This is a genomic window from Asticcacaulis tiandongensis (genome assembly GCF_006475605.1).
GTDB lineage: Bacteria > Pseudomonadota > Alphaproteobacteria > Caulobacterales > Caulobacteraceae > Asticcacaulis > Asticcacaulis tiandongensis.
On the sequence record NZ_SSBC01000003.1, the window covers coordinates 1 to 20,339 of the forward strand.

The 20,339-nt window shown below is 62.6% G+C and carries 22 protein-coding genes and 2 pseudogenes; 9 read left to right on the forward strand and 15 right to left on the reverse strand.

All coding sequences use genetic code 11. The annotated features are described in order from the left end of the window. Nucleotides 1-809: 809 nt before the first annotated feature. Both E5201_RS03610 and E5201_RS03615 read left to right on the forward strand, forming a co-directional pair. Entirely contained in the window at nt 810-2,330 is a 1,521-nt protein-coding gene (locus E5201_RS03610) for an ATP-binding protein (RefSeq protein ID WP_140984664.1), read from the forward strand. Next, nucleotides 2,327-3,031 (forward strand): response regulator, encoded by a 705-nt coding sequence (locus E5201_RS03615; protein ID WP_140984665.1) that lies wholly within the window; start codon nt 2,327-2,329, stop codon nt 3,029-3,031. The genes E5201_RS03610 and E5201_RS03615 overlap by 4 nt, the downstream gene beginning before the upstream one ends. Before the next feature lie 109 nt (nt 3,032-3,140). Here E5201_RS03615 and E5201_RS03620 read toward each other — a convergent pair whose 3' ends face one another. After that, nucleotides 3,141-4,019, reverse strand: coding sequence for a LysR family transcriptional regulator (locus E5201_RS03620; protein WP_140984666.1), 879 nt, complete (start codon nt 4,017-4,019; stop codon nt 3,141-3,143). Nucleotides 4,020-4,109: 90 nt separating this feature from the next. Here E5201_RS03620 and E5201_RS03625 point away from each other — a divergent pair, with 90 nt between their 5' ends. Next, entirely contained in the window at nt 4,110-5,063 is a 954-nt protein-coding gene (locus tag E5201_RS03625) for a sodium-dependent bicarbonate transport family permease (protein WP_140984667.1), read from the forward strand. 152 nt (nt 5,064-5,215) lie between these two features. Then, entirely contained in the window at nt 5,216-5,650 is a 435-nt protein-coding gene (locus tag E5201_RS14860) for an SDR family oxidoreductase (RefSeq protein ID WP_219993550.1), read from the forward strand. A 17-nt stretch (nt 5,651-5,667) separates the two neighbouring features. On the opposite strand, the gene E5201_RS03640 is transcribed toward E5201_RS14860, so the two are convergent. The 11 genes from E5201_RS03640 to E5201_RS03690 form a co-directional block, all read right to left on the reverse strand. Continuing rightward, a complete protein-coding gene (locus E5201_RS03640) occupies nt 5,668-7,356 on the reverse strand; it encodes a complex I subunit 5 family protein (RefSeq protein ID WP_140984668.1) in 1,689 nt (562 codons plus the stop codon). Next, complete coding sequence (locus E5201_RS03645; RefSeq protein ID WP_219993551.1) at nt 7,353-8,831, reverse strand: proton-conducting transporter transmembrane domain-containing protein; 1,479 nt, start codon at nt 8,829-8,831, stop codon at nt 7,353-7,355. The genes E5201_RS03640 and E5201_RS03645 overlap by 4 nt, the downstream gene beginning before the upstream one ends. Next, on the reverse strand, nt 8,828-10,279 hold the full coding sequence (locus E5201_RS03650; RefSeq protein ID WP_181404533.1) for a complex I subunit 5 family protein: 1,452 nt from the start codon (nt 10,277-10,279) through the stop codon (nt 8,828-8,830). The genes E5201_RS03645 and E5201_RS03650 overlap by 4 nt, the downstream gene beginning before the upstream one ends. Nucleotides 10,280-10,296: 17 nt before the next feature. Beyond that, on the reverse strand, nt 10,297-10,635 hold the full coding sequence (locus E5201_RS03655) for an NADH-quinone oxidoreductase subunit K (protein WP_140984670.1): 339 nt from the start codon (nt 10,633-10,635) through the stop codon (nt 10,297-10,299). 1 nt (nt 10,636) lies between these two features. Beyond that, nucleotides 10,637-11,599 (reverse strand): hydrogenase subunit MbhD domain-containing protein, encoded by a 963-nt coding sequence (locus E5201_RS03660; protein ID WP_140984671.1) that lies wholly within the window; start codon nt 11,597-11,599, stop codon nt 10,637-10,639. Then, a complete protein-coding gene (locus tag E5201_RS03665; protein ID WP_140984672.1) occupies nt 11,596-11,922 on the reverse strand; it encodes a cation:proton antiporter in 327 nt (108 codons plus the stop codon). The genes E5201_RS03660 and E5201_RS03665 overlap by 4 nt, the downstream gene beginning before the upstream one ends. After that, nucleotides 11,919-12,185 carry an MrpF/PhaF family protein gene (locus tag E5201_RS03670; RefSeq protein ID WP_140984673.1) on the reverse strand — a complete coding sequence of 89 codons (267 nt, stop codon included), beginning with the start codon at nt 12,183-12,185 and terminating at the stop codon, nt 11,919-11,921. Before E5201_RS03670 ends, E5201_RS03665 begins: the two co-directional genes overlap by 4 nt. After that, nucleotides 12,178-12,675 (reverse strand): Na+/H+ antiporter subunit E, encoded by a 498-nt coding sequence (locus E5201_RS03675; RefSeq protein WP_140984674.1) that lies wholly within the window; start codon nt 12,673-12,675, stop codon nt 12,178-12,180. Before E5201_RS03675 ends, E5201_RS03670 begins: the two co-directional genes overlap by 8 nt. A gap of 255 nt (nt 12,676-12,930) precedes the next feature. Beyond that, a complete protein-coding gene (locus E5201_RS14965; RefSeq protein ID WP_246050383.1) occupies nt 12,931-13,203 on the reverse strand; it encodes a TFIIB-type zinc ribbon-containing protein in 273 nt (90 codons plus the stop codon). 299 nt (nt 13,204-13,502) lie between these two features. After that, nucleotides 13,503-14,858 carry an IS1380-like element ISPme1 family transposase gene (locus E5201_RS03685; protein WP_012112698.1) on the reverse strand — a complete coding sequence of 452 codons (1,356 nt, stop codon included), beginning with the start codon at nt 14,856-14,858 and terminating at the stop codon, nt 13,503-13,505. 268 nt (nt 14,859-15,126) lie between these two features. Beyond that, nucleotides 15,127-15,456, reverse strand: a complete 330-nt coding sequence (locus E5201_RS03690; protein ID WP_140984676.1) for a YnfA family protein — start codon at nt 15,454-15,456, stop codon at nt 15,127-15,129. A 95-nt stretch (nt 15,457-15,551) separates the two neighbouring features. Here E5201_RS03690 and tnpA point away from each other — a divergent pair, with 95 nt between their 5' ends. The 3 genes and pseudogenes from tnpA to E5201_RS03705 all read left to right on the forward strand — a co-directional run. Further along, entirely contained in the window at nt 15,552-15,944 is a 393-nt protein-coding gene (gene tnpA / locus E5201_RS03695) for an IS66-like element accessory protein TnpA (RefSeq protein WP_219993553.1), read from the forward strand. A 29-nt stretch (nt 15,945-15,973) separates the two neighbouring features. Further along, nucleotides 15,974-16,294: an IS66 family insertion sequence element accessory protein TnpB gene (tnpB, locus tag E5201_RS03700; RefSeq protein WP_219993554.1), complete on the forward strand. Its 321-nt coding sequence runs from the start codon at nt 15,974-15,976 to the stop codon at nt 16,292-16,294. Nucleotides 16,295-16,362: 68 nt separating this feature from the next. Then, nucleotides 16,363-17,088: pseudogene (locus tag E5201_RS03705) on the forward strand (IS66 family transposase); the annotation flags it as partial. A 68-nt stretch (nt 17,089-17,156) separates the two neighbouring features. Here the strand turns inward: E5201_RS03705 and E5201_RS15045 are convergent. After that, the gene (locus E5201_RS15045) at nt 17,157-17,504 is read right to left on the reverse strand and encodes a TSUP family transporter (RefSeq protein WP_198513208.1); all 348 of its coding nucleotides are present in this window, start codon (nt 17,502-17,504) and stop codon (nt 17,157-17,159) included. Beyond that, nucleotides 17,470-17,913 carry a TSUP family transporter gene (locus E5201_RS15050; protein ID WP_219993555.1) on the reverse strand — a complete coding sequence of 148 codons (444 nt, stop codon included), beginning with the start codon at nt 17,911-17,913 and terminating at the stop codon, nt 17,470-17,472. The genes E5201_RS15045 and E5201_RS15050 overlap by 35 nt, the downstream gene beginning before the upstream one ends. A 110-nt stretch (nt 17,914-18,023) precedes the next feature. On the opposite strand from E5201_RS15050, the gene E5201_RS03715 reads away from it, so the two are divergent. After that, nucleotides 18,024-18,380: a PadR family transcriptional regulator gene (locus tag E5201_RS03715; RefSeq protein WP_246050384.1), complete on the forward strand. Its 357-nt coding sequence runs from the start codon at nt 18,024-18,026 to the stop codon at nt 18,378-18,380. Next, the gene (gene chrA / locus E5201_RS03720; RefSeq protein ID WP_140984678.1) at nt 18,377-19,597 is read left to right on the forward strand and encodes a chromate efflux transporter; all 1,221 of its coding nucleotides are present in this window, start codon (nt 18,377-18,379) and stop codon (nt 19,595-19,597) included. The genes E5201_RS03715 and chrA overlap by 4 nt, the downstream gene beginning before the upstream one ends. Before the next feature lie 118 nt (nt 19,598-19,715). Here the strand turns inward: chrA and E5201_RS15095 are convergent. After that, nucleotides 19,716-20,201: pseudogene (locus tag E5201_RS15095) on the reverse strand (recombinase family protein); the annotation flags it as partial. Between the last annotated feature and the right edge of the window lie 138 nt (nt 20,202-20,339).

Below are 20,339 nucleotides of genomic sequence, written 5' to 3' on the forward strand. Positions count from 1 at the left end.
AGATGAAAACACTCGAACACCGCCGCTTGCAATTCCAAAAACAAGCCGCTTAATATCAAACCCAATAGACGCTAAACCCTCCAGGATTTTTCAAACGCGATTGTCCCAAAAACTTTGACGACGTACAATTAACACAGCGCGGGCGGGGCTATTTCGCCACAGATTTTTGGCGGACCCGACGGCTAGTGTGGGGATGCGAGAGACGTGCTCCACGCAGACATCCTGTCAGAAGCACGCTCTGCGCATCCTGGAAGGTTTGAGGACACTGTCTTTTTTGGAGAGGAACACAGCCGTGCGTGCCCACGACGACCTACTGATTCCCGACCCTTACAACGCCCCCCGTCAGCGCCCTGCGCCGATACGCTCGTCTGAGGATGACGCAGACATGCCTAAACAGGCCTTCAAATCCTCCCGGCGTGAGGGCAAAAAACGCAGCCTTCGTCAGAAACCCTACATGATGCGCTGATCCGATTCCGCACCGCCCCCCTGGCGGGATCGGACACTCCCTGTGGTTCCCCTCCCCCCCTCGGGTCCCAGGGATGGCTGCAACTGCGTTGCGGCCACACAAGCTGCTAGGGCGAAACGGCCCTGGCAGCTTTCTTTCGTTCCGAACGAAACTGTGTTTATTTTAGATTGGAATGACTTTGGACAGAATCGAAATTCTGATCCATACCTTTGATTAATTATGATATTTTATGCCAAAAACCGGCGATGGGTTTTGGCATATCACTCTAAGTGAAACTTCCGCAGGGACCTGCGCCCGGCCTTCAGATGATCGTCGTCTGAATAACACAAACCGGTCAAGCCACATGTCACCCGCTCTCCTCCTCGAAGATCATGCCCTGACGATCCGCACCGGTCGATTGACTCTATGGCAAGAGAGCCTGCTCAGTTTGGGATTGGTCATCCTCGCGGCAGCCCTGACCTTCGGGCTGGAGCATCTGGGTTTTAAGTCACCCGAGTCGCTGGGCATTCTCTTTGTTCTGCCCGTTCTGTGCGCGGCGGTATACCTGCATCCCAGATTGGCCTTAGCAACGGTCGCCCTGAGCGTCATGGCGTACAATATTGTGCTCAGCGTCGCATATGGATCACAGAGCGTCACCAACCCGCAGATACTTGCCAAGTTCTTTGTCCTGCTGACGGTAAGCCTCGTGGTGAGCGCACTTGCCACGAGGCTGCGCCGCATGACGCGCGAGGGCCAGGCACGGGAGAAATTCCTCACGGACCTTTATCGGCTGAATCAGGACCTGATCGGCAAAACCTCGGTCAACGATGTTTGCGCCACCGCAGAGCACCGGCTTTCGACCATCCTGCAGTTGCCTTGTCGCATCCACCTTAAATCGGCGTCCGAGCATGACCCTGTTTTCAACGAGGTCATGACCCATCGCCAACCGGCAGGCCACGGGCAGGCGATGTTCGCTGCCGACCCACGCCTTATTTTGCCGCTTGGAGAGGCCGGCGACGTGGCAGGTGTTCTGGTGTTTGAGCCACAAGATGGACTCGCACCGGTCTCTGACGCCTTCCCACCCCGCTTCTTGTTGACTTTGGCGGGTCAGGTCGCCCTAGCCATCAGCCGTGCCACCCTGACCGAGGCCCGCGCCGAACAGATTCGCCAGGCAGACCGCGAACGCTTCATGAGCGTCATGCTATCCTCATTATCGCATGACTTCAAAACCCCCCTGGTCGGGATTATTGGGGCGCTTGAGGCCCTGCAAGGACGCGGGGACGACACCGCCGCTGAGCTTGTCGGAGATGGCCTTGCCGAGGCGCAAAGACTCAACCGTTTTGTCATCAATCTGATCGAAATGAGTCGCTTAGAGAGCGGCTTCCGGCCGAAATCCGAACCGGTCCATATACGCGACGCTCTTTCAGGTGTGCTGCGGTCGTTACGCCCCCTGATTGGTCGACAAGGCTTCAGGATAGAGATCGAGACGGGCTTCCCGCTGCTAAACGTAAACCCCTCTTTGTTTGATCTGGTTCTGTTAAACCTGATTGAAAACGCCCTGAAATATGGCCCGCCGGGTGGCACCATTACGATCGGGGCACGACAGGTGGAACACGGGGTGATTATCGATATAGACGATGATGGTGACGGGATAGCCCCGGCGCAACGCGATCTAGTTTTCACGAAATTCTATCGCGCCGTCGATGGTGACCGTAAAATCGCCGGGACAGGACTGGGGCTCTATATCTGCCGTGAGATTATGGACATCTACGGTGGCACCGTTCAGGCTATTGATCCGCCCGACGGCACGGGTGCCTGCATGCGCCTTAGTCTCCCCACCGACGCCACCCTGACCTTGATATTGCCCGAAGAGGAAACCGAATGAGTGGGTTGCAACCTAAAATTCTGGTCATCGAGGACGACCCGCAGGTGCGTAAGTTCCTGACCATTACCCTGACCTCGCATGATTATGCCGTCATTCCCGCCGAAACAGGGCGCGAGGGGGTACGTCTGGCCACATCGGTCAAGCCTGACGCGGTGCTGCTGGATCTCGGCCTGCCGGATATGGACGGCACCGAGGTCATCTCTATGCTCAGAAGCTGGTCGAAAATACCGATCCTTATCGTATCGGCCCGTGACCATGAGGACGAGAAGATCCGTGCCTTCGATATGGGGGCCAATGACTTTGTGACCAAGCCTTTTGGTACGGGTGAACTGCTGGCGCGACTGCGGGCGGCGCTGCGGGATTCAGTGCTGGTGGTCGCCGAAGATACCGTCGTGCGGGTCGGTGACCTATGCATCGATCTCACGGCCCATAAGGTCACCGTGCGCGACATCACTGTAAAGTTGTCACCCAAAGAGTTTGCCCTGCTTAAGATCCTTGCTCTGCACGCCGGCAAGCTTCTGACTCACAAATACCTCATGCAGAAGGTCTGGGGCGATGCCTATGTAGAGGACAATCAGTATCTGCGGATCTACATTGCCCAACTTCGTCAGAAGCTGGAGCTTGATCCGGCGCGTGATCAGTTCATTGTCAACGAGCCCGGCATAGGTTACCGCCTGGAAGCCTCAGCCGCAGTGACGTAACCGCGCGGTTTAAAGCACGTCCCGATCTAGTTGGATCGGAATCGCGCTCTAATCTTTTGTTTTGTCGCGCATTTGATTCCAAAACCGTTGCACACTTTTGGAATGCACTCTAATGAGCCCGCAACTGGTCAAGACTGTCGATGATGTGGCGCGCCAGCATCGTGCCGGCCGGACCCAGGCCGTCGGCGGTCAACATTGCAATCTCGGCATCGGCAAGGTCAGGCAAGCCCAGCCCGTGGTCGGCCACCCTGACGCCCTTCGGTATCATATTGGCAGGCAGAACGCTGACGCCCAGCCCCGACCGCACCGCCGCCAGGGTGCCCGTCAGACTTGGGCTGGTATAGCCTATGCGCCAACTACGGCCCTGACGCGCCAGCGCCGCCAGGGCACGGGCCCGGTAGATGCACGGCGGCGGGGAGAGTGCCAGGGTAAGTGCCGTGTCGTTGACCGAGCTCAACGCTCCCCTTGACGGCTCTCCGGTTACCCAGACCAGCGGTTCGCGCCACACCCGAACACCGCCATCCACCGTCTGGGGGTCACGTTTGATCAGCACAATATCGTGCTGACCCTGCTCGAACGCCTTGACGAGGTTCAGGGTCAGATCGCAACTGACATTGAGCAGAACCCGCGGATGCAGGGCGCGAAACGCGGCAAGAACATCGGGGAGATAGTGGGTGGCAAAATCCTCCGGCGTACCCAGACGGATCTCACCCTCAACCTCTGGCTCGTGCATCCGTAAATAGGCTTCGCGCTGGAGGTCGAGGATGGATCGCGCATAGCCCAGAAATATTTCCCCCTCATGTGTCAGTTTCACATAGCGCTGTGTCCGCTGAAACAGGGCATGGCCGATACTGTCCTCAAGGCGACGTATCTGCATGCTTAAGGCGGATTGGCTACGACCCACCTTATCGGCGGCGCGGGTGAAGTTCAGGGTTTCCGCAAGGGCCATGAAGGCCTTCAGCGTCTGACTATCGGTGTTAAATGACATCGCTTATCTATAAATCGAATAATTAAGATAAAAATATTCCATTTCACGAATAAGTTCAACTCCGCTACCCGCCACCCAGTGGAGGTGAAGATGAATTTTTCTTTGGTTCAGGGCATGATTTCCGCCCCGGTTCTGTTTTTCGGTCTCGGCATCTTTGCGGGCCTTGTTCGCTCCAACCTGAGCATGCCGCGAAGCATAAGTCAGTTCCTGTCGATCTTCCTTATGATGGCCATCGGCCTTAAAGGCGGCATGGCACTCAGGGCGGAAGGCGCACTGACGCTTGAATTCGGCGCGACCCTCATCGTTGGGGTCCTGTTCGGACTAATCCAGCCCGTGATCGGCTATGCGCTTTTGAAGTCCACCACCTCGCTCGACAAGGCGACGGCGGCGGCGACGGCGGCGCACTATGGCTCGGTAAGCATCGTCACCTTCGCAACCGCCGTCAGCTATCTGGAACTGAATCAAGTCGCCTTCGCGGGCTATATTGTCGCCGTGGTCGCTATGATGGAGGCCCCGGCGATTATTTCCGGGCTGATGCTGGCGCAGGGCAAGAGCGAGCAAAAGCGGTTCGGCCATCTTTTGGCGGAGACGGCCACCAACGGCGCGGTCCTGTTGCTCATCGGCTCCCTGCTCTTCGGCGCGGTCCTCGGATCAGACAAGCTGACCGGCATCAGCGCCCTGTTCATTGATCCGTTCCAGGGCGTCCTTTGCCTGTTCCTGCTTGACATGGGGCTGACCGTCAGTCGGAACCTGAAGCACGTCCGGCAGTTCTCGTTAAGTTTGCTCGCTTTTGGGCTATATATGCCCTTGATCGGCGCGGTTCTGGGCACCCTTGCCAGCCGGGCTATAGGCCTCGATCATGGAACCGCCTTCTTATTTACGGTCCTGTGCGCCTCGGCGTCTTACATCGCCGTGCCGGCGGCCATGCGCGTGTCCCTGCCCCTGGCGCAGCAGGCGATCTACATCCCAATGAGCCTCGCCCTGACCTTCCCTTTCAATATTCTGATAGGCATTCCGGTGTACTTTTATATCAACGGTCAATAGGTAGGAAGTGAAACACCCCGGATGTGTCGGAGTCCCTAACTCGTGAAGGGTAAAAGGGGTGGATTCCGGTAGGGGGCAGGATGACACCCCTTTTTTGACATCCCATTGAATCAGTTGTATAATATCACTCTCAACATAGCGCCGAGAGTTCAATGTCGCCAAGAAAACTCCTCCGGATAGACCCATCACGAAACATGTCGCGGTTCTACGAGATCGACGTCCAGCCAGGTCTCTTTGGCGACGTCTCTGTCATGCGGCACTGGGGTCGAATTGGTCAGAGCGGGCAATCTAGGGAATACTGGTTCGAGGATGAGACCGGCGCCCAAAAAGCTTCGGACTCCGTTCTTGGACAGAAACGGCGACGTGGCTATCAGGATATTCTCATCTCATTGAGGATGACCCCAATTAAGGGCTACGCGACAGGCGGCAAGATGACCAGCCGGCAGATGATGGACGGGCTGCACCCGATGGGCCGCATCGGCACCCCCGACGAGGTGGCCGGCCTGATCGTCTGGCTGTGCTCGGCCGAGGCCGGGTTCATGACCGGCGCGGTGGTGCCGGTCGACGGCGGTTTTGTCGCGCAATAGGCCGGGGTCGGGCCAGTCTAGATCAGGCTGGCGGCGACGACCGCCCCCGTAATGGCTAGAACCAGGATCGCGGCGGCGGCGCCTTCGCGGAAGATGTCCTCGATCCGGTCCAGATCCTCGCCGATGACGATCTGCGGCTTCGGGCGCGAGCGGTGCAGTGACCGTGACCCGGCGCGCAGGGCAGCCCTTGCGGCGGCGGTCAGGGCCGCTGCCCGGCGCTGCACCGGGCCAAGCGCGTCGCCCTCGGGCAGGGTGGGCGGCTTCAACCCGACCGCGACCGCGCCCGCGATCAAGAGCACCGCGAGGCCCAGCGGCCAAGCCTCGGCCAGCTTCGACGCGAGGTCCGCCGCCAGCGGGGACTTGCCGGTCACATCGGCGTAAAGCAGCCAGGGCAGCCACAGCGCCGCCCCGGCCAGCGCCAGGAACGGCAGCGCCATCAGAAGCGGCGGGCGGCGGCGTGGTTTCGCCGTCGGCAGCACCGCCAGATAGCGCGCCATCGCCAGCGCCGTGGTCAGTGCGGACAGACCGATCAGCGTCGCGCCAAGCGCTCCGGCCGGGTCCTTCATCGCCGATTTCACCAGCGCCCCGGCCAGCAGCGGCATCCCGACCAGCGACAGGCCCAGCACCGCGAGCACTGCCATCAGCCCCCAGCGCCAGCCTCGCCCGCAGAGCGGCGCGAGGCCGACGCCCAGGAACAGCGCCCCCTTGGCCAGCCCGTGATGCAATGCGAACAGCGCCACCGCCGGCAGCACCGTGGCGGGCGCGCTGCCCGCAGCCAGCGCAACGCCCAGCACCCCCATCACCAAACCCATCTGGCTGACGGTGGAATAGGCCAGCACGGACTTGGCCCCGGCCTGCCCGACCGCCAGCAGCGCCGCGAGGAACAGGCCGGAAAAGCCCAGGATTGTCAGCAGGTTGCCCGCAACAGCCGCCGGGGTTCCCAGCGGCAGCAAGGCCACCATCCCGAAGATCCCGGCCTTGACGATGGCACCCGACAGCACCGCCGAGGCCGGCACCGGTGCGGCCGGATGCGCCACCGGCAGCCAGACATGCAAGGGCATCAGACCGGCCTTGATCCCGAAGCCCGCGATCAGAAGCCCGAGTGCCGCAGGATGCGTCGAAGGCAGGGCCAGGGCAGCGCGCACCGCCTCGATCCCGATGGCTCCGCCCGCCCCGTGCGAGGCCAGCATCAGCCCGACCAGGATCGCCACCTCTCCCAGCACGGCCAGCACCAGATAGACGGTGCCCGCCCGCATCGACGCGGGCTTGCGGTCATGGATCACCAGCGGATAGGCCAGAAGCGAGACCTGCGCGAAGAAGACATAGAAGCTGACGATGTCGGCGGCGATGACGACGCCAAGATTGCCGGCCAGCACCAGGTTCCAGAACAGCGCGAAGGCGGCGGGCCGGCTGTCGCGGCGCAAGTAGTCGGCGGCATAGACCCCGGCCCAGAACCACAGCACCGCCGCTCCGCCAAGGAAGATCGCGCCGGTGGCAGTCAGTTCCAGCCCGCCGTCCAGAAGCACCCCCGGCAGCGCGACGGGTGTGTCGCGCGGCGCGAAAAGGGCGGCGGCCAGTGCCGGCAGGGGGCCAAGCGGCAGAAACATCACCATGCGCGGGCCCCAGCCCGGCAGAAGCGCCAGCCCGGCCAGCAGCATCGGCCACAGGACCGTCAGCGGTAGAAGCAGTGTCAGGTCGGCAGTCATCGCAGATAGCCCCCCTCGGCGATCAGGGTGGCCCAGCCCAGCGGGCTGAACGGCAGCGATGCGAAGATGCCCGCCCCAAGCGCCACCAGGGCCGTCACCGCCGCGGGTAGGATCAGCATCCGGTCGCGGGTGGTGGCCAGTTCGCGGATGGCGGGCCGGTCGGGTGGCGGGGGCAACAGCCAGGCGCGGTAGAGGAGCGGCAGGAAATAGGCGGCGTTCAAGAGCGATGACCCCGCCAGCACCGCCACCACCCAGGCCGCGTCCGATTGCAGCGCGCCGATCCCGAGATACCATTTCGAGATGAAGCCCGCCACCGGCGGCAGCCCGATCATCCCCAGCGCCCCGACCGAGAACGCCGCCATCGTCACCGGCATCAGCCGGCCCGCCCCGTCCAGATCGGCAATCGCCTTGATCCCCATGCGGTTCGCGAGCGCGCCGGCGCACATGAAAAGGGTGATCTTCATGATCCCCTGATGCACCAGATGCACCAGCCCGCCGATCACGGCATATGGCCCGATGAGACTGGCACCAAGGATGATGTAGCTGACCTGGCTGACCGTGGAATAGGCCAGCCGCTTCTTCAGATCGCTCTGCATCAGTGCGCGGACCGAGCCGTAAAGGATGGTGACCGAGGCCAGCGCCGCCAGCGGCACGCCAAGGCCCAGTTCGGCCACGGTGCCGATGCCGTAGACATCATAGATCATCCGCACGATGGCGAAGGCTCCGGCCTTGACCACTGCGACGGCGTGCAGAAGCGCGCTGACCGGCGCGGGGGCGGCCATCGCCTCGGGCAGCCAGCCATGCAGGGGGAAGATCGCGGCCTTCACCCCCAGCCCGCCGATGCACAGGATGAAGATCAGCGTCAGGGTCAGCGCGGGGATGCCGGTCAGGTCCGGCGGCGCGGCGAACTCGATCGCGCCGACCAGCGACTGCAGCCACAGGATCCCGGCCAGGAAGGCGACGCTGCCCGCCAGCGTGTAGGAAAGGTAGATCCGCCCCGCGCGCAGCGACTTGTCGTCGCCCTTGTGCGCGACCAGCGGCCAGGTCGCCAGCGTCAGCAGTTCGTAGAACAGGAAGAAGGTGATCGCGGTGCCCGACATCGCCACGCCGGTCGCCGCCAGCACGCAGAGGTTGAAGAAGCCGAAGAACCGCGGCAGGTTCGGGCCGCGGTCGAAATAGGCGATGGCGTAGATCGTGGTCAACAGCCACAGGAATACCGAAAGGGTCACGAACAGAAGGGCAAGCCTGTCCAGCCGCAGCACGAAATCATGACCCGGCAGGAACTCGTAGCGCCATTCGAACACCAGACCGGCCTCAGTCGCGTTCAGCAGGTAGGCCACTACCAGCAGCTTGGTAAAGGCCACGCCGAGGTTGGCCGCGTTGCGCCAGGCGGACAACCGCTCGGGCAAGGCAAAGCTGACCCCGGCGGCGACCAGCGGCAGGAATACCAGAAGCAGCGGCGCGAAGGTCATCATGGCGCGGCCTCCGGTTGGATCACCGTGGGCGTGGCCCAGGGTGCCTCGATGGCCGAGACGTCGACCAGCGCGGTGCCGGCAAAGCCCATGACGATGGCCAGTCCCGCCAGCGCCAGCGGTGCCACGGCTTGCACTCCGCCGGTCACCGGGCCGCGCGACGCGGTGTCAGGTCCCGCGCCAGCCAAAGGGGCAAAACAGGCCGACAGCGCCCGAAAGAGATAGACCGCTGCCAGCAGGCCACCAATCACCAGCACTCCGGCATAGAGGAACGCGCCCTGCTCGATTGCAGCGCTTAGCAGCAGGAACTTGGCGGTGAACCCGCCCGAAGGCGGCAGCCCCATCAAGGACACCACCGCCAGGCCGAAGGCGGTCACGGTCAGGGGCATGGCCTGCGCCAGCCCGCCCAGATCGGCGATCCGGTCACCGGCGACAGCCTTCAGCATCAGCCCGGCCGCAAGGAACATCGCCGCCTTGGCCAGCATATGCGCCACGCCGTGCAGCGTCATCCCGGCCCAGGCGCCGGAAGGCTCGACCGTCCCGGCGACCAGCGGAAAGGCCAGGAACAGATAACCGACCTGCGCCACCGTCGAATAGGCCACCAGCGGCTTCAGCCGGTCCTGCCGCATCGCCTGGATCGATCCGTAGATCACCGCCGCCGCGCCCAGGCCACCCAGCACATGCAGGGCGGCCGGGCCGGTAACGGCTGCAAAAGCCTCGAACCACAGCCGCACCAGGATGACGAAACCCAGCTTGACCGCGATCGCCGACAGAAGCGCGCTGGCCGGGGCCGGGGCGGCGGCATGGGCGGGCGGCAGCCAGCCGTGCATCGGAAAGAGTGCGGCCTTGATCAGCAGCCCCGCCGTCATCAGCCCCAGCGCCAGCAGCGTCGCGAGATCGGCCTCAGCCACCTGCGCCAGAAGGATCACGTCCACAGTGTCGTAGCGCGCTACCGTCAGCGCCACGCCCAGCAGATAGGCCAGCGAGCCGAGCAGCGCGATCATGAAATAACGCAACGCCGCCGCCAGCGAGCCCATCGCCGCCAGCGCCACCGCGGCCAGACTGACCATCTCCAGCGTGACGTAGAGGTTGAAGAGATCGGTGGTCAGGAACCCCGCATTGGCCCCGGCCCACATCAGATAGACCAGCGGCCAGAAGGTCTCGGCCTGGGCGGCGTGGCCGGGCTTTTCCGGCGGCTCGGCCAGCGCGTGCAGCCCGACGGCGCCGATCACCAGCGCGGTGGCGAGGATCATCAGCCGCGCCACCCCGTCGGCGCGCAAGAGGATGCCCAGCGGCAGGTCCCACTGACCGACGAGATAGGCCGCATCGGGCGGCAAAAGCGCCAGCCACAGCGCCAGTCCCGCCATCAGGGGTGCGGCCAGCAGGATCAGCCAGCGCCCGGATGGCCCCAGCATCAGCGCCGCCGCCATGAAGCCGAGCGGTGCGGCCATGAGAAGGTCAAGCGGGCTCATGGCGCGGGATTTTCGTTGTCGTCGGCGGCAGGTTTCGCGGCCGCCCGCGTCTGGGCCTGCCGTACGATCATCGCCGCGCCGAAAGCGGTCAGCGCGACGGCTACGACGATGCCGGTGATCACCAGCGCCTGCGGAAAAGGATCGGTAGCGTCAGGCCCCCGACCCAGCCCGCCCAGGATCAGGAAGATGCCCGCCCCGACCACATTGACTGCCAGCAACTGGCGCAAAGGGTGACGCAGGGTGATGAAGGCGTAAAGCCCGAGACCCACCAGGGCTGCGCCGGTCACGGCATAAAGATGTCCGGTGGACAGAAGGACGGGCAGCGGCAGGTCCATCTCAGCCCTTCCCTTCCGGGTCTGGGTCCGACGCGCCTGGCATTGGCGGCCCGGCCACCAACAAGGCCAGCGTGACCCCGATCGACAGGAAAAGAGTGTATTCGATGGTCACGATCAGCGCCTTGGCCAGCCCCGCAGGATAGACCAGCAATCCGCCCGCCGCGACCCCGGCCAGCCCGATCGCCAGAAAGACCACGGGACCCAACACCAGCGCCGCGCGCAGAAGCGGCTGGTCGCTGGACGGCAAGCCGATGGTGCCGCCCATCCCCGCCACCAGAAGGCCGCCCGCCAGGACCGTCCCGGCCTGGAAGGCGCCGCCCGGCAGGTCCGATCCGGCCCAGACCAGATAGGCCGCCATCACCAGCGCCACCGGCAAGAGAAGCTGGCCGAAGGTGCCCGCAACCCGGCGCATCGGCGCATCGGCCATGCCGGGATCGGCGGGGCGGCCGGGCCAGGCCCCCGCCGGGGCCAGCGACCAGACCGCGACCAGCGCGCCCAGAAGGACGAAGCTTTCCAAGAGCGTGTCATAGGCGCGGAAGGCCAGCAGGACGCCCGTCACCCGGTTCTCGATGCCAAGCCCCGGCATCAGCGGTGCCACCACCCGGTCCAGCCCGCTTTCGGGCGGGATCGAAAGCACCGCCGCCGCCAGCAGGACCACGAACCCCGCGCAGGCGGCAAGGGCCCCCAGCCGCAGCAACAGGGGCGAGCCGGTGGATGTCGCGGCATCCCCCAAGGCCAGCAGCCGCGCCCGCGCCAGGATCAGAAGGACCCCGGTGACGCCCGCGCCGATGGCGATCTCGGCCAGCGCCACGTTTACGGCATCTAGCCCCAGCCAGGCTAGGCCCATCAGGTTGCCGAAGGCGATGAAGAAGGCGATCGCGGCCAGTGCGTCGCGCACGAACAGCGCGATGGCCGCAGTGCCGAGGATCATCAGGCACAGGATGAGGTCGAAGGCGAAGGTCATCGCAGGCCGCCGTCCGGCGCGCTGTCGGCATCGTCCAGGCGGGCCTCGTCCAGGCGGGCGCGCCGGGCCAGCAGCTGCGAGGTAGTGCCCGCCGCGATCACCGCGAACAGCCAGACCAGCGCGATCTTGGCCGCCACCGCCAGCGACCCGCCGTAAATCGCCGCAGCCAGCGCCACCAGCCCAAGGCCAAGGTTGTCTGCCTTGGTCAGCGCGTGCAGCCGCGAGGCGGTGTCGGGAAAGCGCAAGAACCCCAGCGAGCCCGCGGCGTAGAAGGCCAGCCCTGCGCCGAGGAGCGCCAGCACCGCCAGATCGATCCAGCTCATTCCTTTGCCCCGGGTTTCGCGGTGCCACGCACGAAGGCGGTCACCGCAATGGCCGCCAGCAGCGTGCCGATCAGCGCCGCGTCGAGGAAGGCCGCATCTCCACGCGCCGCGCCAAGGACGACGGCGACGCCGATCACCCCGGTGCCGGCAAGCTGGGCGGCCATGATCCGCTCGACCGGGCCGGGCCCGCGCCAGCAGCGCACCAGCGCCGCCGCGACGGTCAAGAGCAGGAAGATCGCGACAAGGGTGAACCAGTCAGCCATGCGTCGCACCATATTCAGTGATGCGGCTGTCGAACAGACCGTGGATACGGGTTTCGTCGGCTTGAACCTCGCCCGGCGTGAAATTCGGCAGATACAGGACGTGTATGTCCATTTCGCCGTCGCCCGGTCCGGCGGGCAACGTGCCTGGCAGGATGCTGATCAGCCCCCCCAACAGAACATTGGCCGCGTCATGCCGGCTCGACAAGGGGATGTCGACCCAACCTGGCGAAATCGGCAGGCGTGGATCGAAAGCACGTCGCGCGACGTCCAGCCCACCCAACCCGCTGTGCACCAGAAACCGGGGCAGTATCGCCGCCGCGCGCCAAACGACAACACCGGGCCGGTCAACCGGATAGATCAGCAGGCTGAGCACCGTTGCCACGGCGACTGCGGCCGCGCCATATGCCAGGGAATCGACCCCGCCGCCTGTCAGTACGACCCAGAGGGCTCCAAAGATGGCTAACCGATTCAGAACTGAGACAAGCTGCATCGAATCCTCAGGGTGCAATTGGCCCCATTCAACAGTTAACCACTATTCCGCAGACCACCACAACCGAAAACGGGCAGCAAACGTCCAAGGTGGACAATTGCTTTGCCATCTGGGTATAAACGTCAGGCGCTTCCGGCTGAACCGCGTCGTTCAGAGTGAAGCTTTTCAGACCAGCCCGGGCGTGACTGCCAGAATGTGCGCCGAGGACCGAAGTCGCAGTCCCCGGGGAACAGGTTTCACGCCGCGCTGCCGCGATCAAAAATCAAACAGCTCGCCAAGCATCGACTTGCGCTTGCGCCGACGCGGATCATGTTCGTCATCATAGTCGCCGCGATCATCATAGCGTTCATTGTCGCGGTGGGCGCGACTGTCACGTTCACTTTGCGCCGGACGAGCGTCGCCGCGTGGTCCGGCGGGAACTGGAACAGACTGAGACATCTCGATAATCTTGTCGAGTTCGCCCCGGTCGAGCCAGACACCCCTGCACGTCGGGCAATAGTCTATCTCGACTCCCTGGCGGTCTGACATCGTGAGCAGTGTGCCGTCAACGGGGCATTTCATAATCTCGGTTCCTTGCGCTATCTGCACTCTTGCAGTGGTCTTGAGCCGACATTCCCCAAGTGGCCTGCCGCTTGACTTCAAGATCGCCTGATTTTGCTCGCTGGGCAAGCGTTTTTCGCCCCGAGCGGTGTCTGTCGTCGCGCAAACGGCCGAAGTCGGGTGGATCAAGCCTCGAACCCGCAGCATTCTGGCCCGGCAGAGCCGCTTTTCCGCGCGGCAGACGGACCTGTCCTGCCGCTTTCGTTCAGCTTGGGCATGGATCGTGGTCATGCGCATGACGGAGGCGTTCGAAGACGGCGGATGGCGGCAAGGACGGCCCGCACCATCGGGCCGGTGACGGCGACCTCGGCCAACTGGAAGGTAATGGCGCGGGCGTGGCGGACGACGCGGGCGCCGATCTTGATCAGCTTGAGTTGCAGGCTGGTCAACGACCAGTCCGCCATGGCCTCGGGCAGTTCGATGCAGCGCAGGAAGGTTGCCAGGTTGTAGGCCAGCGCGTGCAGTTGCAGCCGCACCTCGTTGTGCCGGAACTTCCGGCATGACAGCCGCGTCCAGCGAAAGGCATATTTGCCTTCCTTGATGTGCTGCTCTGCGGTGCCGCGCTGGTTGTAGAACCTCACCACCCAGTCTGGCTCCATCGGCAGGTTGGTGACGATGAAGCCGACTTTGGGGAACAGCTCGCCCGGATGCCATTCGATCTTGGCGATGACGCGGCGCGGCTTGTCCCAGGACGCCGCCTGATACTCGAAGTCCTCGAAGAACCGTTTGACCTTGGTCAGCGAAGGCCGTCCCACGGGCCGTGTCAGCCGATGCGCGATCTTCTCGCGCAAGACGGCGTTGGCGGGCAGACGGATGGCGTAGAAGAACCTGGCTTCTTCCAGCCGCATATAGATCGCGGGGATCGCGTAGGCAGCGTCGGCCCGGAAGAAGCGTCCACCAAGGTCGCGGCCAGCATATCGGGCAATGACGGGATCAAGGACATCCCGCCAGCCATCGGCGCTGTGGACATTGCCGTTACGCAGGGCGCAGCGCTCCAGCATGCCAAACTGGTTGAACAAGAAGATGGGGTGATAGCAGGTGCAGTCGAAATGCCCGTTCCAGGCAGCACCTTCCTGATCGCCGTGGGTGGGGCTGACCGAGCTGTCCATGTCCAGCACGATGTATTTCAACCCGTTGCGGTCATGAAACCGGTCGATCCATTGGCCGTTCAGATCGGCCAGCGCCGCCCGGTTCGCGGCCAGAGCCAGCGTCTCGGTCTCGAACCGTCCCATCTGCGATGCCGAAGCAGCTTGCGCCTCGACGGCCCTGCCGCCAACGACCTGACGCATCACGGGATCGAGGGCCAAGCGGTCGGCATCGTTCACATCCTCGTATCCGGCCAGTCGTCCGAACACCGATTGCCGGAACAATCCGTCAAGCCGATGGAGCGTGTTCTTCCCGGTGCGGCTGTCTCGCAGCGCCTCCGACGCCAGATTGGACAGGCCGAGCACGTCATCAAGCTCGCGCATCACCAGCAGGCCACCGTCTGAACTGATCTGCGCACCACGGAACTCCAGACGCACACGGCGGTCGAAATCAACCCGATCTCCCCGCGCCAAGCCCGCACCCTCCAGGTGATCCATGAAACGCGCCCCTCGCAGCCGTCAACGCCATGATTTATATGCGAAATATCACGATTACGACAGCGAAATCAGCGACTTACTTGGAGAATGTGGGCTCATGAGCCTCCCAGTTACATGCGATAATGATCCTTCCCGCGTGTTATATTAGGCCAATTGTGAGACCTATAATGTCAAAGCAAGCTGTTTGGAACTCTTCAACCATAGAGCCGGCGCTGGACGGTGCGGGCGCTGCCGCCGTCACTGTCCGTGACGGGACGTAGAGCCGGGCTCAGGAGGCCAGCTTGCGTCCAAACATGATGATGGCGGCGCCGACCAGGCAAACAGCAGTGCCCGTCAGGTCGGCCCAATCCGGCGCCTGCGTCTCGACAAGCCATAGCCAGACGATCGCCGCGGCGATGTAGATTGCCCCGTAGGCGGCATAGGCCCTGCCGGCGTTCGAGGCGTCAACGAGGGTGAGAAGATAGGCAAATAGGGCCAGACTGATCAATCCTGGTCCGATCCAGAGCGGCGTGCGACCTAGCTTTAGCCACGCCCAAAACGCATAGCATCCGGTGATCTCCGCGACGGCAGCCAGCGCATAGATCAGATACACCTTCATAAGCATGTCCGTAAGCGTTGTTCTGCCCCCACGTTCCCTTGTCGGCCTTGACCTGCGCATGGCTTGCTCAGAGTTGAACGAGAGGGACATTCTCCATGGAGACTACACCGGAGGTTCTCACTGTAAGGGCGATGCCCGGTGGGATACGTCGTTCGCGGCGATGGCCGGATGAGGTTAAGGCGCGGCTCGTAGCAGAGACCTTGCGGCCTGGAGTAAGCGTCAATGAGGTGGCGCGCCGTGCCGGGGTAAAGGCGAACCACTTGTCTTCCTGGCGGACATTGGCGCGGGAGGGCAAGTTGATCTTGCCAGCACCTGAGGACGATGTTGAGTTCAGCACTCTGGTGGTCAGAGAGCCAGCACCGGTCACGGCAGGTCATTTGGCGGTCCGGCCTGAGATCTCGGTCGGGAACGTAACGATCCGTCTTGAAGACGGCGCTTCAGCGGATCGCATTGCGGCGGTTGTGCGTGCCTTGATGGCGTCAGCATGATCTTCCCATCAAACCGGGTAAGGATCCTGGTGGCCACCAAACCTATCGACTTCCGTAAAGGGCATGATGGTCTGGCGGCGATGGTGAAGAACCAACTGCACAAGGACCCGTTCACCGGCACGGTCTTCGTCTTCCGCGCAAAGAAGGCGGATCGCCTGAAGTTGCTTTACTGGGACGGCACCGGACTGGTGATGGCTTACAAGCGGCTGGAGGCGCATGTGTTCACCTGGCCGGCGATCAAGGATGGGCTCATGAGCCTGAGCCATGCTCAGTTTGAGGCGTTGTTCTCGGGGCTGGACTGGCGCCGGGTTCGGGCCCTGGAAGCCCGTGCTCCGGAAGCGGTGGAATAGCTGCGACAAGATGACTCGGCGGGTGTTTTCCGCGGGCATCGGCAGGGCCGCTATGGTAAACCTGTGTCATGCCGAATACCGCTGATCTTCTTGAGGAAATTGCTGCGCTGAAGGCGATGCTGATCGCAGCAGACGCGCGCGACCTGCGCAAGGATGAGCGTATTGCGAGGCTGGAAAAGCTGGTTGCGGCCTTCAGGCAAGCAGCCTTCGGGCGTAAATCCGAGAAGAGCAATCCGGATCAGTTTGAACTGGCGCTGGAGGATCTGGAAACCGCCATGGCGCTGATCCATGCCGAAGAGGATGGAGAGGATCGGGCAGCCAAACGTCCCGCCAAAGCCCGCGCCGCCAATCGCGGAGCGTTACCAGAGCATCTGCCTCGTATCGAGGAAGTTATTGAGCCTGACAGTCTGATCTGTACCTGCGGCAACGGCTTACACTGCATTGGTGAAGACAGGTGTGAGCGGCTGGACATCGTGCCCGCCCAGTTCCGTGTCATCGTCACCCGCCGCCCTAAATATGCCTGCCGGGCCTGCACGGATGGCGTTACACAAGCCCCGGCTCAAGCGCGGCTTGTGCCCGGTGGCCTGTCGACTGAGGCGACTGTGGCCCATGTGCTGGTCAGTAAATATGCCGACCATCTGCCCCTCTACCGGCAGGCTCAAATCTATGGACGTCAGGGCATTGACCTTGACCGGTCTACGCTGGCTGACTGGGTTGGCCGCGCCGCGTTCGAGTTGCGCCCCGTGTTCGACGCCCTGATCGCTGATCTGAAGCAGTCCACCAAGCTCTTTATGGGGGTCGGTTCCGGCTCGGGGCGAAATGACACCCTAAGCGCAAATGTCCTGCCCACATCCTCTCAGGGTTAGATCAAGCCTGCCACAAGTCCGCTCCCAATGAGCAAAATCATAATTGCGACGATGATCTGCACGGTGCGCAGTGTGATTTTCTGCAGGACACGCTTGCCCACGAACGATCCAATGAAGGCGCAGACCGTGCCCATGGCAACCGGCGCAGGCAGTTCCTGAGACCGGGCAAGGTGCTCCGCCAAGATACTCGTTCCATAAGTGATTAGCCGAACTGCATCGACGATAACTGCCGAGACGACCCCGGTGGCAACGAAAGCCTCCTTTGATAGCCCCGTTTTCAACAGGAAGGCGGAGCGCAACGCACCCTGATTACCGGAAAGGCCGCCGAAGAATCCCGACAGCACGCCTCCGAGTGGCAACAAACGCGGCGAAAATGCAAGCGCTTGAAAGCGGCCACAGTTCCAGTAGGGCGAACACGACAATCAATACGCCGATGACGGCTTTGACCACTGTGATTTCATAGGCCGACCCGCCAAGGGTGTAACTCGCAACGGCTGGCAACTTGTCGAACCAAGTTAGCAGGCTCGCTCCCGCGAGAGCGGCAATCGCAGCCGGGAGCCCGAACCGCGTCACGACGCGCCAATCGGCCTGCTTGGCCATCAGTCCGAATTTGAAGATATTGTTAGCGAAATGCACGACGGCGGTCGCCGCGATTGCCAACGGGACCGGGAAGAACAGCGCGAAGGCCGGCATCAGGATCGTGCCGAGGCCGAAGCCCGAGAAAAGCGTGACGCCAGCGGTGAACACCGCCACAATGCCAATCAGGATAAGCTCAAAGTCTTGTCTTCCTTTTGTAATCGTCTTTCGCTATCGTAAATCGATAGTATGAACCGATTGCTCCGCGAATCAAGAAGGCAGGTGGCATGACAGGGAACCCGTCAAAAATCGCTGCGCCCGAGAAACGGCACTCGCTGAAAATGGAGCATCACGATCTGCTGTCCGGCCTCGTGCGCCTGCATGTGCTCTATCATGCGGCCGAGCGTGAGATTTACGGCCAGTGGATGATCGATGAGCTGGCGAGCCACGGCTACCGCCTGTCTGCCGGGACACTCTATCCGCTGCTGCACAAGATGGCGCGCGACGGCTATCTCACCGTGCGCGAGGAGCGTGACGGCCGCACGGTGCGCAAGCTCTATTCCATTACAGACAAGGGTCGCGAGGGCCTTACCGTGGCCAAGGAGCGCATCCGTGAATTTACCGGAGAGGCGATGAAACGATGACCGACACGACGAACCACAATGAAATCCAAATAAGCAGAGGCTCGGTCAGCGAAGTCTTCACCGCCTTTCTCAAACTTGGCCTCACCTCCTTCGGCGGGCCGATCGCGCACCTCGGCTATTTCCGCGACGAGCTGGTGCTGCGCCGCAAATGGATCGACGAAAAGGGCTATGCCGATCTTGTAGCACTGAGCCAGTTCCTGCCCGGTCCAGCCTCGAGCCAGGTAGGCTTTGCCCTGGGACTGTTGCGTGGCGGGCCGCTCGGCGCGCTTGCCGCCTGGGCAGCCTTCACCTTGCCGTCAGCGATCTTCCTCATGATCTTCGCTTACGGCGCCGCAGTATTTGGCGGCCCGGTCGGCGGCGGCATCATCACCGGCCTCAAGATCGTTGCGGTCGCTATCGTGGCGCAGGCGGTCTGGGGTATGGCGAGGAACCTGTGCCCGGATCGCGAGCGGGCCACAATCGCCCTCGGTGCGGTCCTGATAATCGTGCTTCTGGCGGGCGCGCTTGGCCAAGTGGCGGCGATCGCTGCAGGCGCGGCAGCAGGCCTTCTGGTTTGCCGTAATCATCACGAGGCAGTCACCAGGCACATCAACTTCCCGGTCTCGCGGACCTTTGGGGCAACCTCGCTGGTCCTGTTCTTCGCTTTACTATTTGGACTGCCAATCCTCGCTCCGGCCTTGTCCTCGCAAGGGCTCACCGTATTCGACTCGTTCTACCGCGCAGGCTCACTGGTCTTCGGCGGTGGCCATGTCGTGCTGCCGCTTCTCGAAACGGAAGTGGTGAAAAGCGGCTGGATCAGTCACGATCAGTTTCTTGCAGGCTATGGTGCGGCGCAGGCGGTACCGGGACCACTCTTCACCTTCGCGGCCTATCTTGGAACCTTATTGGGGCCGGAACCTAACGGCCTCATCGGAGCGGGCATTGCCCTGATCGCCGTGTTCCTTCCGGGTTTTCTGATCCTGCTTGGCGTTATTCCCTTCTGGGATAGCTTCCGCCAACGCGAAAGCGCGCAGGCCTTGATGAGGGGTGCCAACGCCGCCGTTGTCGGCATTCTCGGCGCAGCGCTCTACGATCCGGTTTTCACCAGTGCCATCGTCGGCCCTTATCAATTCGCGCTGGCACTTACCTGCTTTGTTCTGCTGATGGCGTGGAAGACCACGCCCTGGATTGTTGTGCTTGTGGCCGCAGCCGGTGGCGTGCTGATCAGCGTGGCCTGACGGTCGCCACAACCGACGAGAGCGACGAAACTTGTGCAAGAACTTTGGTTCCCGACAATGGATTTTTCATGCCATACGATTCTGTCATTGAGCCGATTGTTTCTGCCGCACGCGCACTTCACGCTCTGGCGCATTTGCTTTCCCTGTAGCGCTTGGCAATATCTGCAACCGTATTCTTGCTGATTGCCAGATCGCGGGCGATCCAGCGATAGCTGCGGCCTTCCGCGATGAGCGCCAGTACTTTCGGGGCGAGCCTGTCCGACTTTGGGCGCTGACCGGGCTGTCGTCCAAGCCGTCTCCCGCGTGCCTTGGCTGCGGCAAGTCCGGATTTTACGCGCTCGCTGATGAGATCGCGCTCGAACTCCGCAATCCCGGACAGAAACGTCGCGAGCATCCGGCCGTGCGGGCTGGCCAAATCGAAGGTCATGCCGCTCATGGCGATCACCGAGACCTTCCGACTTTCCAGTTCACGCAATGTGTTGAGAAGATCGATCGTAGATCGTCCCCATCGGGAAAGTTCGGTGACCAGAACCAGATCGATGCCTCTGGCCTGGGCGAGCGCCATGACCTTCTTCCGTTCGGCTCGATCCAGCTTCGCTCCGGAGCTCGTCTCTTTGGCCTGTCCCTGGTTTGACGGACACGAAGAAAAGCGTGTTTATCGAACTGGAGGTAAGAAATGGAGAAGCGAAAATATAGTCGCGAGTATAAGATCGAGACTGTAAAAATGATCAGGGATAGAGGT

What these genes read in the sequence shown, in the direction of transcription:
- E5201_RS03610 (WP_140984664.1), top strand. Translation starts at nt 810, where the DNA reads ATGTCACCCGCTCTCCTCCTCGAAGATCATGCCCTGACGATCCGCACC.
- E5201_RS03615 (WP_140984665.1), top strand. Translation starts at nt 2,327, where the DNA reads ATGAGTGGGTTGCAACCTAAAATTCTGGTCATCGAGGACGACCCGCAG.
- E5201_RS03620 (WP_140984666.1), bottom strand. Translation starts at nt 4,019, where the DNA reads ATGTCATTTAACACCGATAGTCAGACGCTGAAGGCCTTCATGGCCCTT.
- E5201_RS03625 (WP_140984667.1), top strand. Translation starts at nt 4,110, where the DNA reads ATGAATTTTTCTTTGGTTCAGGGCATGATTTCCGCCCCGGTTCTGTTT.
- E5201_RS14860 (WP_219993550.1), top strand. Translation starts at nt 5,216, where the DNA reads ATGTCGCCAAGAAAACTCCTCCGGATAGACCCATCACGAAACATGTCG.
- E5201_RS03640 (WP_140984668.1), bottom strand. Translation starts at nt 7,356, where the DNA reads ATGACTGCCGACCTGACACTGCTTCTACCGCTGACGGTCCTGTGGCCG.
- E5201_RS03645 (WP_219993551.1), bottom strand. Translation starts at nt 8,831, where the DNA reads ATGATGACCTTCGCGCCGCTGCTTCTGGTATTCCTGCCGCTGGTCGCC.
- E5201_RS03650 (WP_181404533.1), bottom strand. Translation starts at nt 10,279, where the DNA reads ATGGCCGCACCGCTCGGCTTCATGGCGGCGGCGCTGATGCTGGGGCCA.
- E5201_RS03655 (WP_140984670.1), bottom strand. Translation starts at nt 10,635, where the DNA reads ATGGACCTGCCGCTGCCCGTCCTTCTGTCCACCGGACATCTTTATGCC.
- E5201_RS03660 (WP_140984671.1), bottom strand. Translation starts at nt 11,599, where the DNA reads ATGACCTTCGCCTTCGACCTCATCCTGTGCCTGATGATCCTCGGCACT.
- E5201_RS03665 (WP_140984672.1), bottom strand. Translation starts at nt 11,922, where the DNA reads ATGAGCTGGATCGATCTGGCGGTGCTGGCGCTCCTCGGCGCAGGGCTG.
- E5201_RS03670 (WP_140984673.1), bottom strand. Translation starts at nt 12,185, where the DNA reads ATGGCTGACTGGTTCACCCTTGTCGCGATCTTCCTGCTCTTGACCGTC.
- E5201_RS03675 (WP_140984674.1), bottom strand. Translation starts at nt 12,675, where the DNA reads ATGCAGCTTGTCTCAGTTCTGAATCGGTTAGCCATCTTTGGAGCCCTC.
- E5201_RS14965 (WP_246050383.1), bottom strand. Translation starts at nt 13,203, where the DNA reads ATGTCAGACCGCCAGGGAGTCGAGATAGACTATTGCCCGACGTGCAGG.
- E5201_RS03685 (WP_012112698.1), bottom strand. Translation starts at nt 14,858, where the DNA reads ATGGATCACCTGGAGGGTGCGGGCTTGGCGCGGGGAGATCGGGTTGAT.
- E5201_RS03690 (WP_140984676.1), bottom strand. Translation starts at nt 15,456, where the DNA reads ATGAAGGTGTATCTGATCTATGCGCTGGCTGCCGTCGCGGAGATCACC.
- tnpA (WP_219993553.1), top strand. Translation starts at nt 15,552, where the DNA reads ATGGAGACTACACCGGAGGTTCTCACTGTAAGGGCGATGCCCGGTGGG.
- E5201_RS03715 (WP_246050384.1), top strand. Translation starts at nt 18,024, where the DNA reads ATGACAGGGAACCCGTCAAAAATCGCTGCGCCCGAGAAACGGCACTCG.
- chrA (WP_140984678.1), top strand. Translation starts at nt 18,377, where the DNA reads ATGACCGACACGACGAACCACAATGAAATCCAAATAAGCAGAGGCTCG.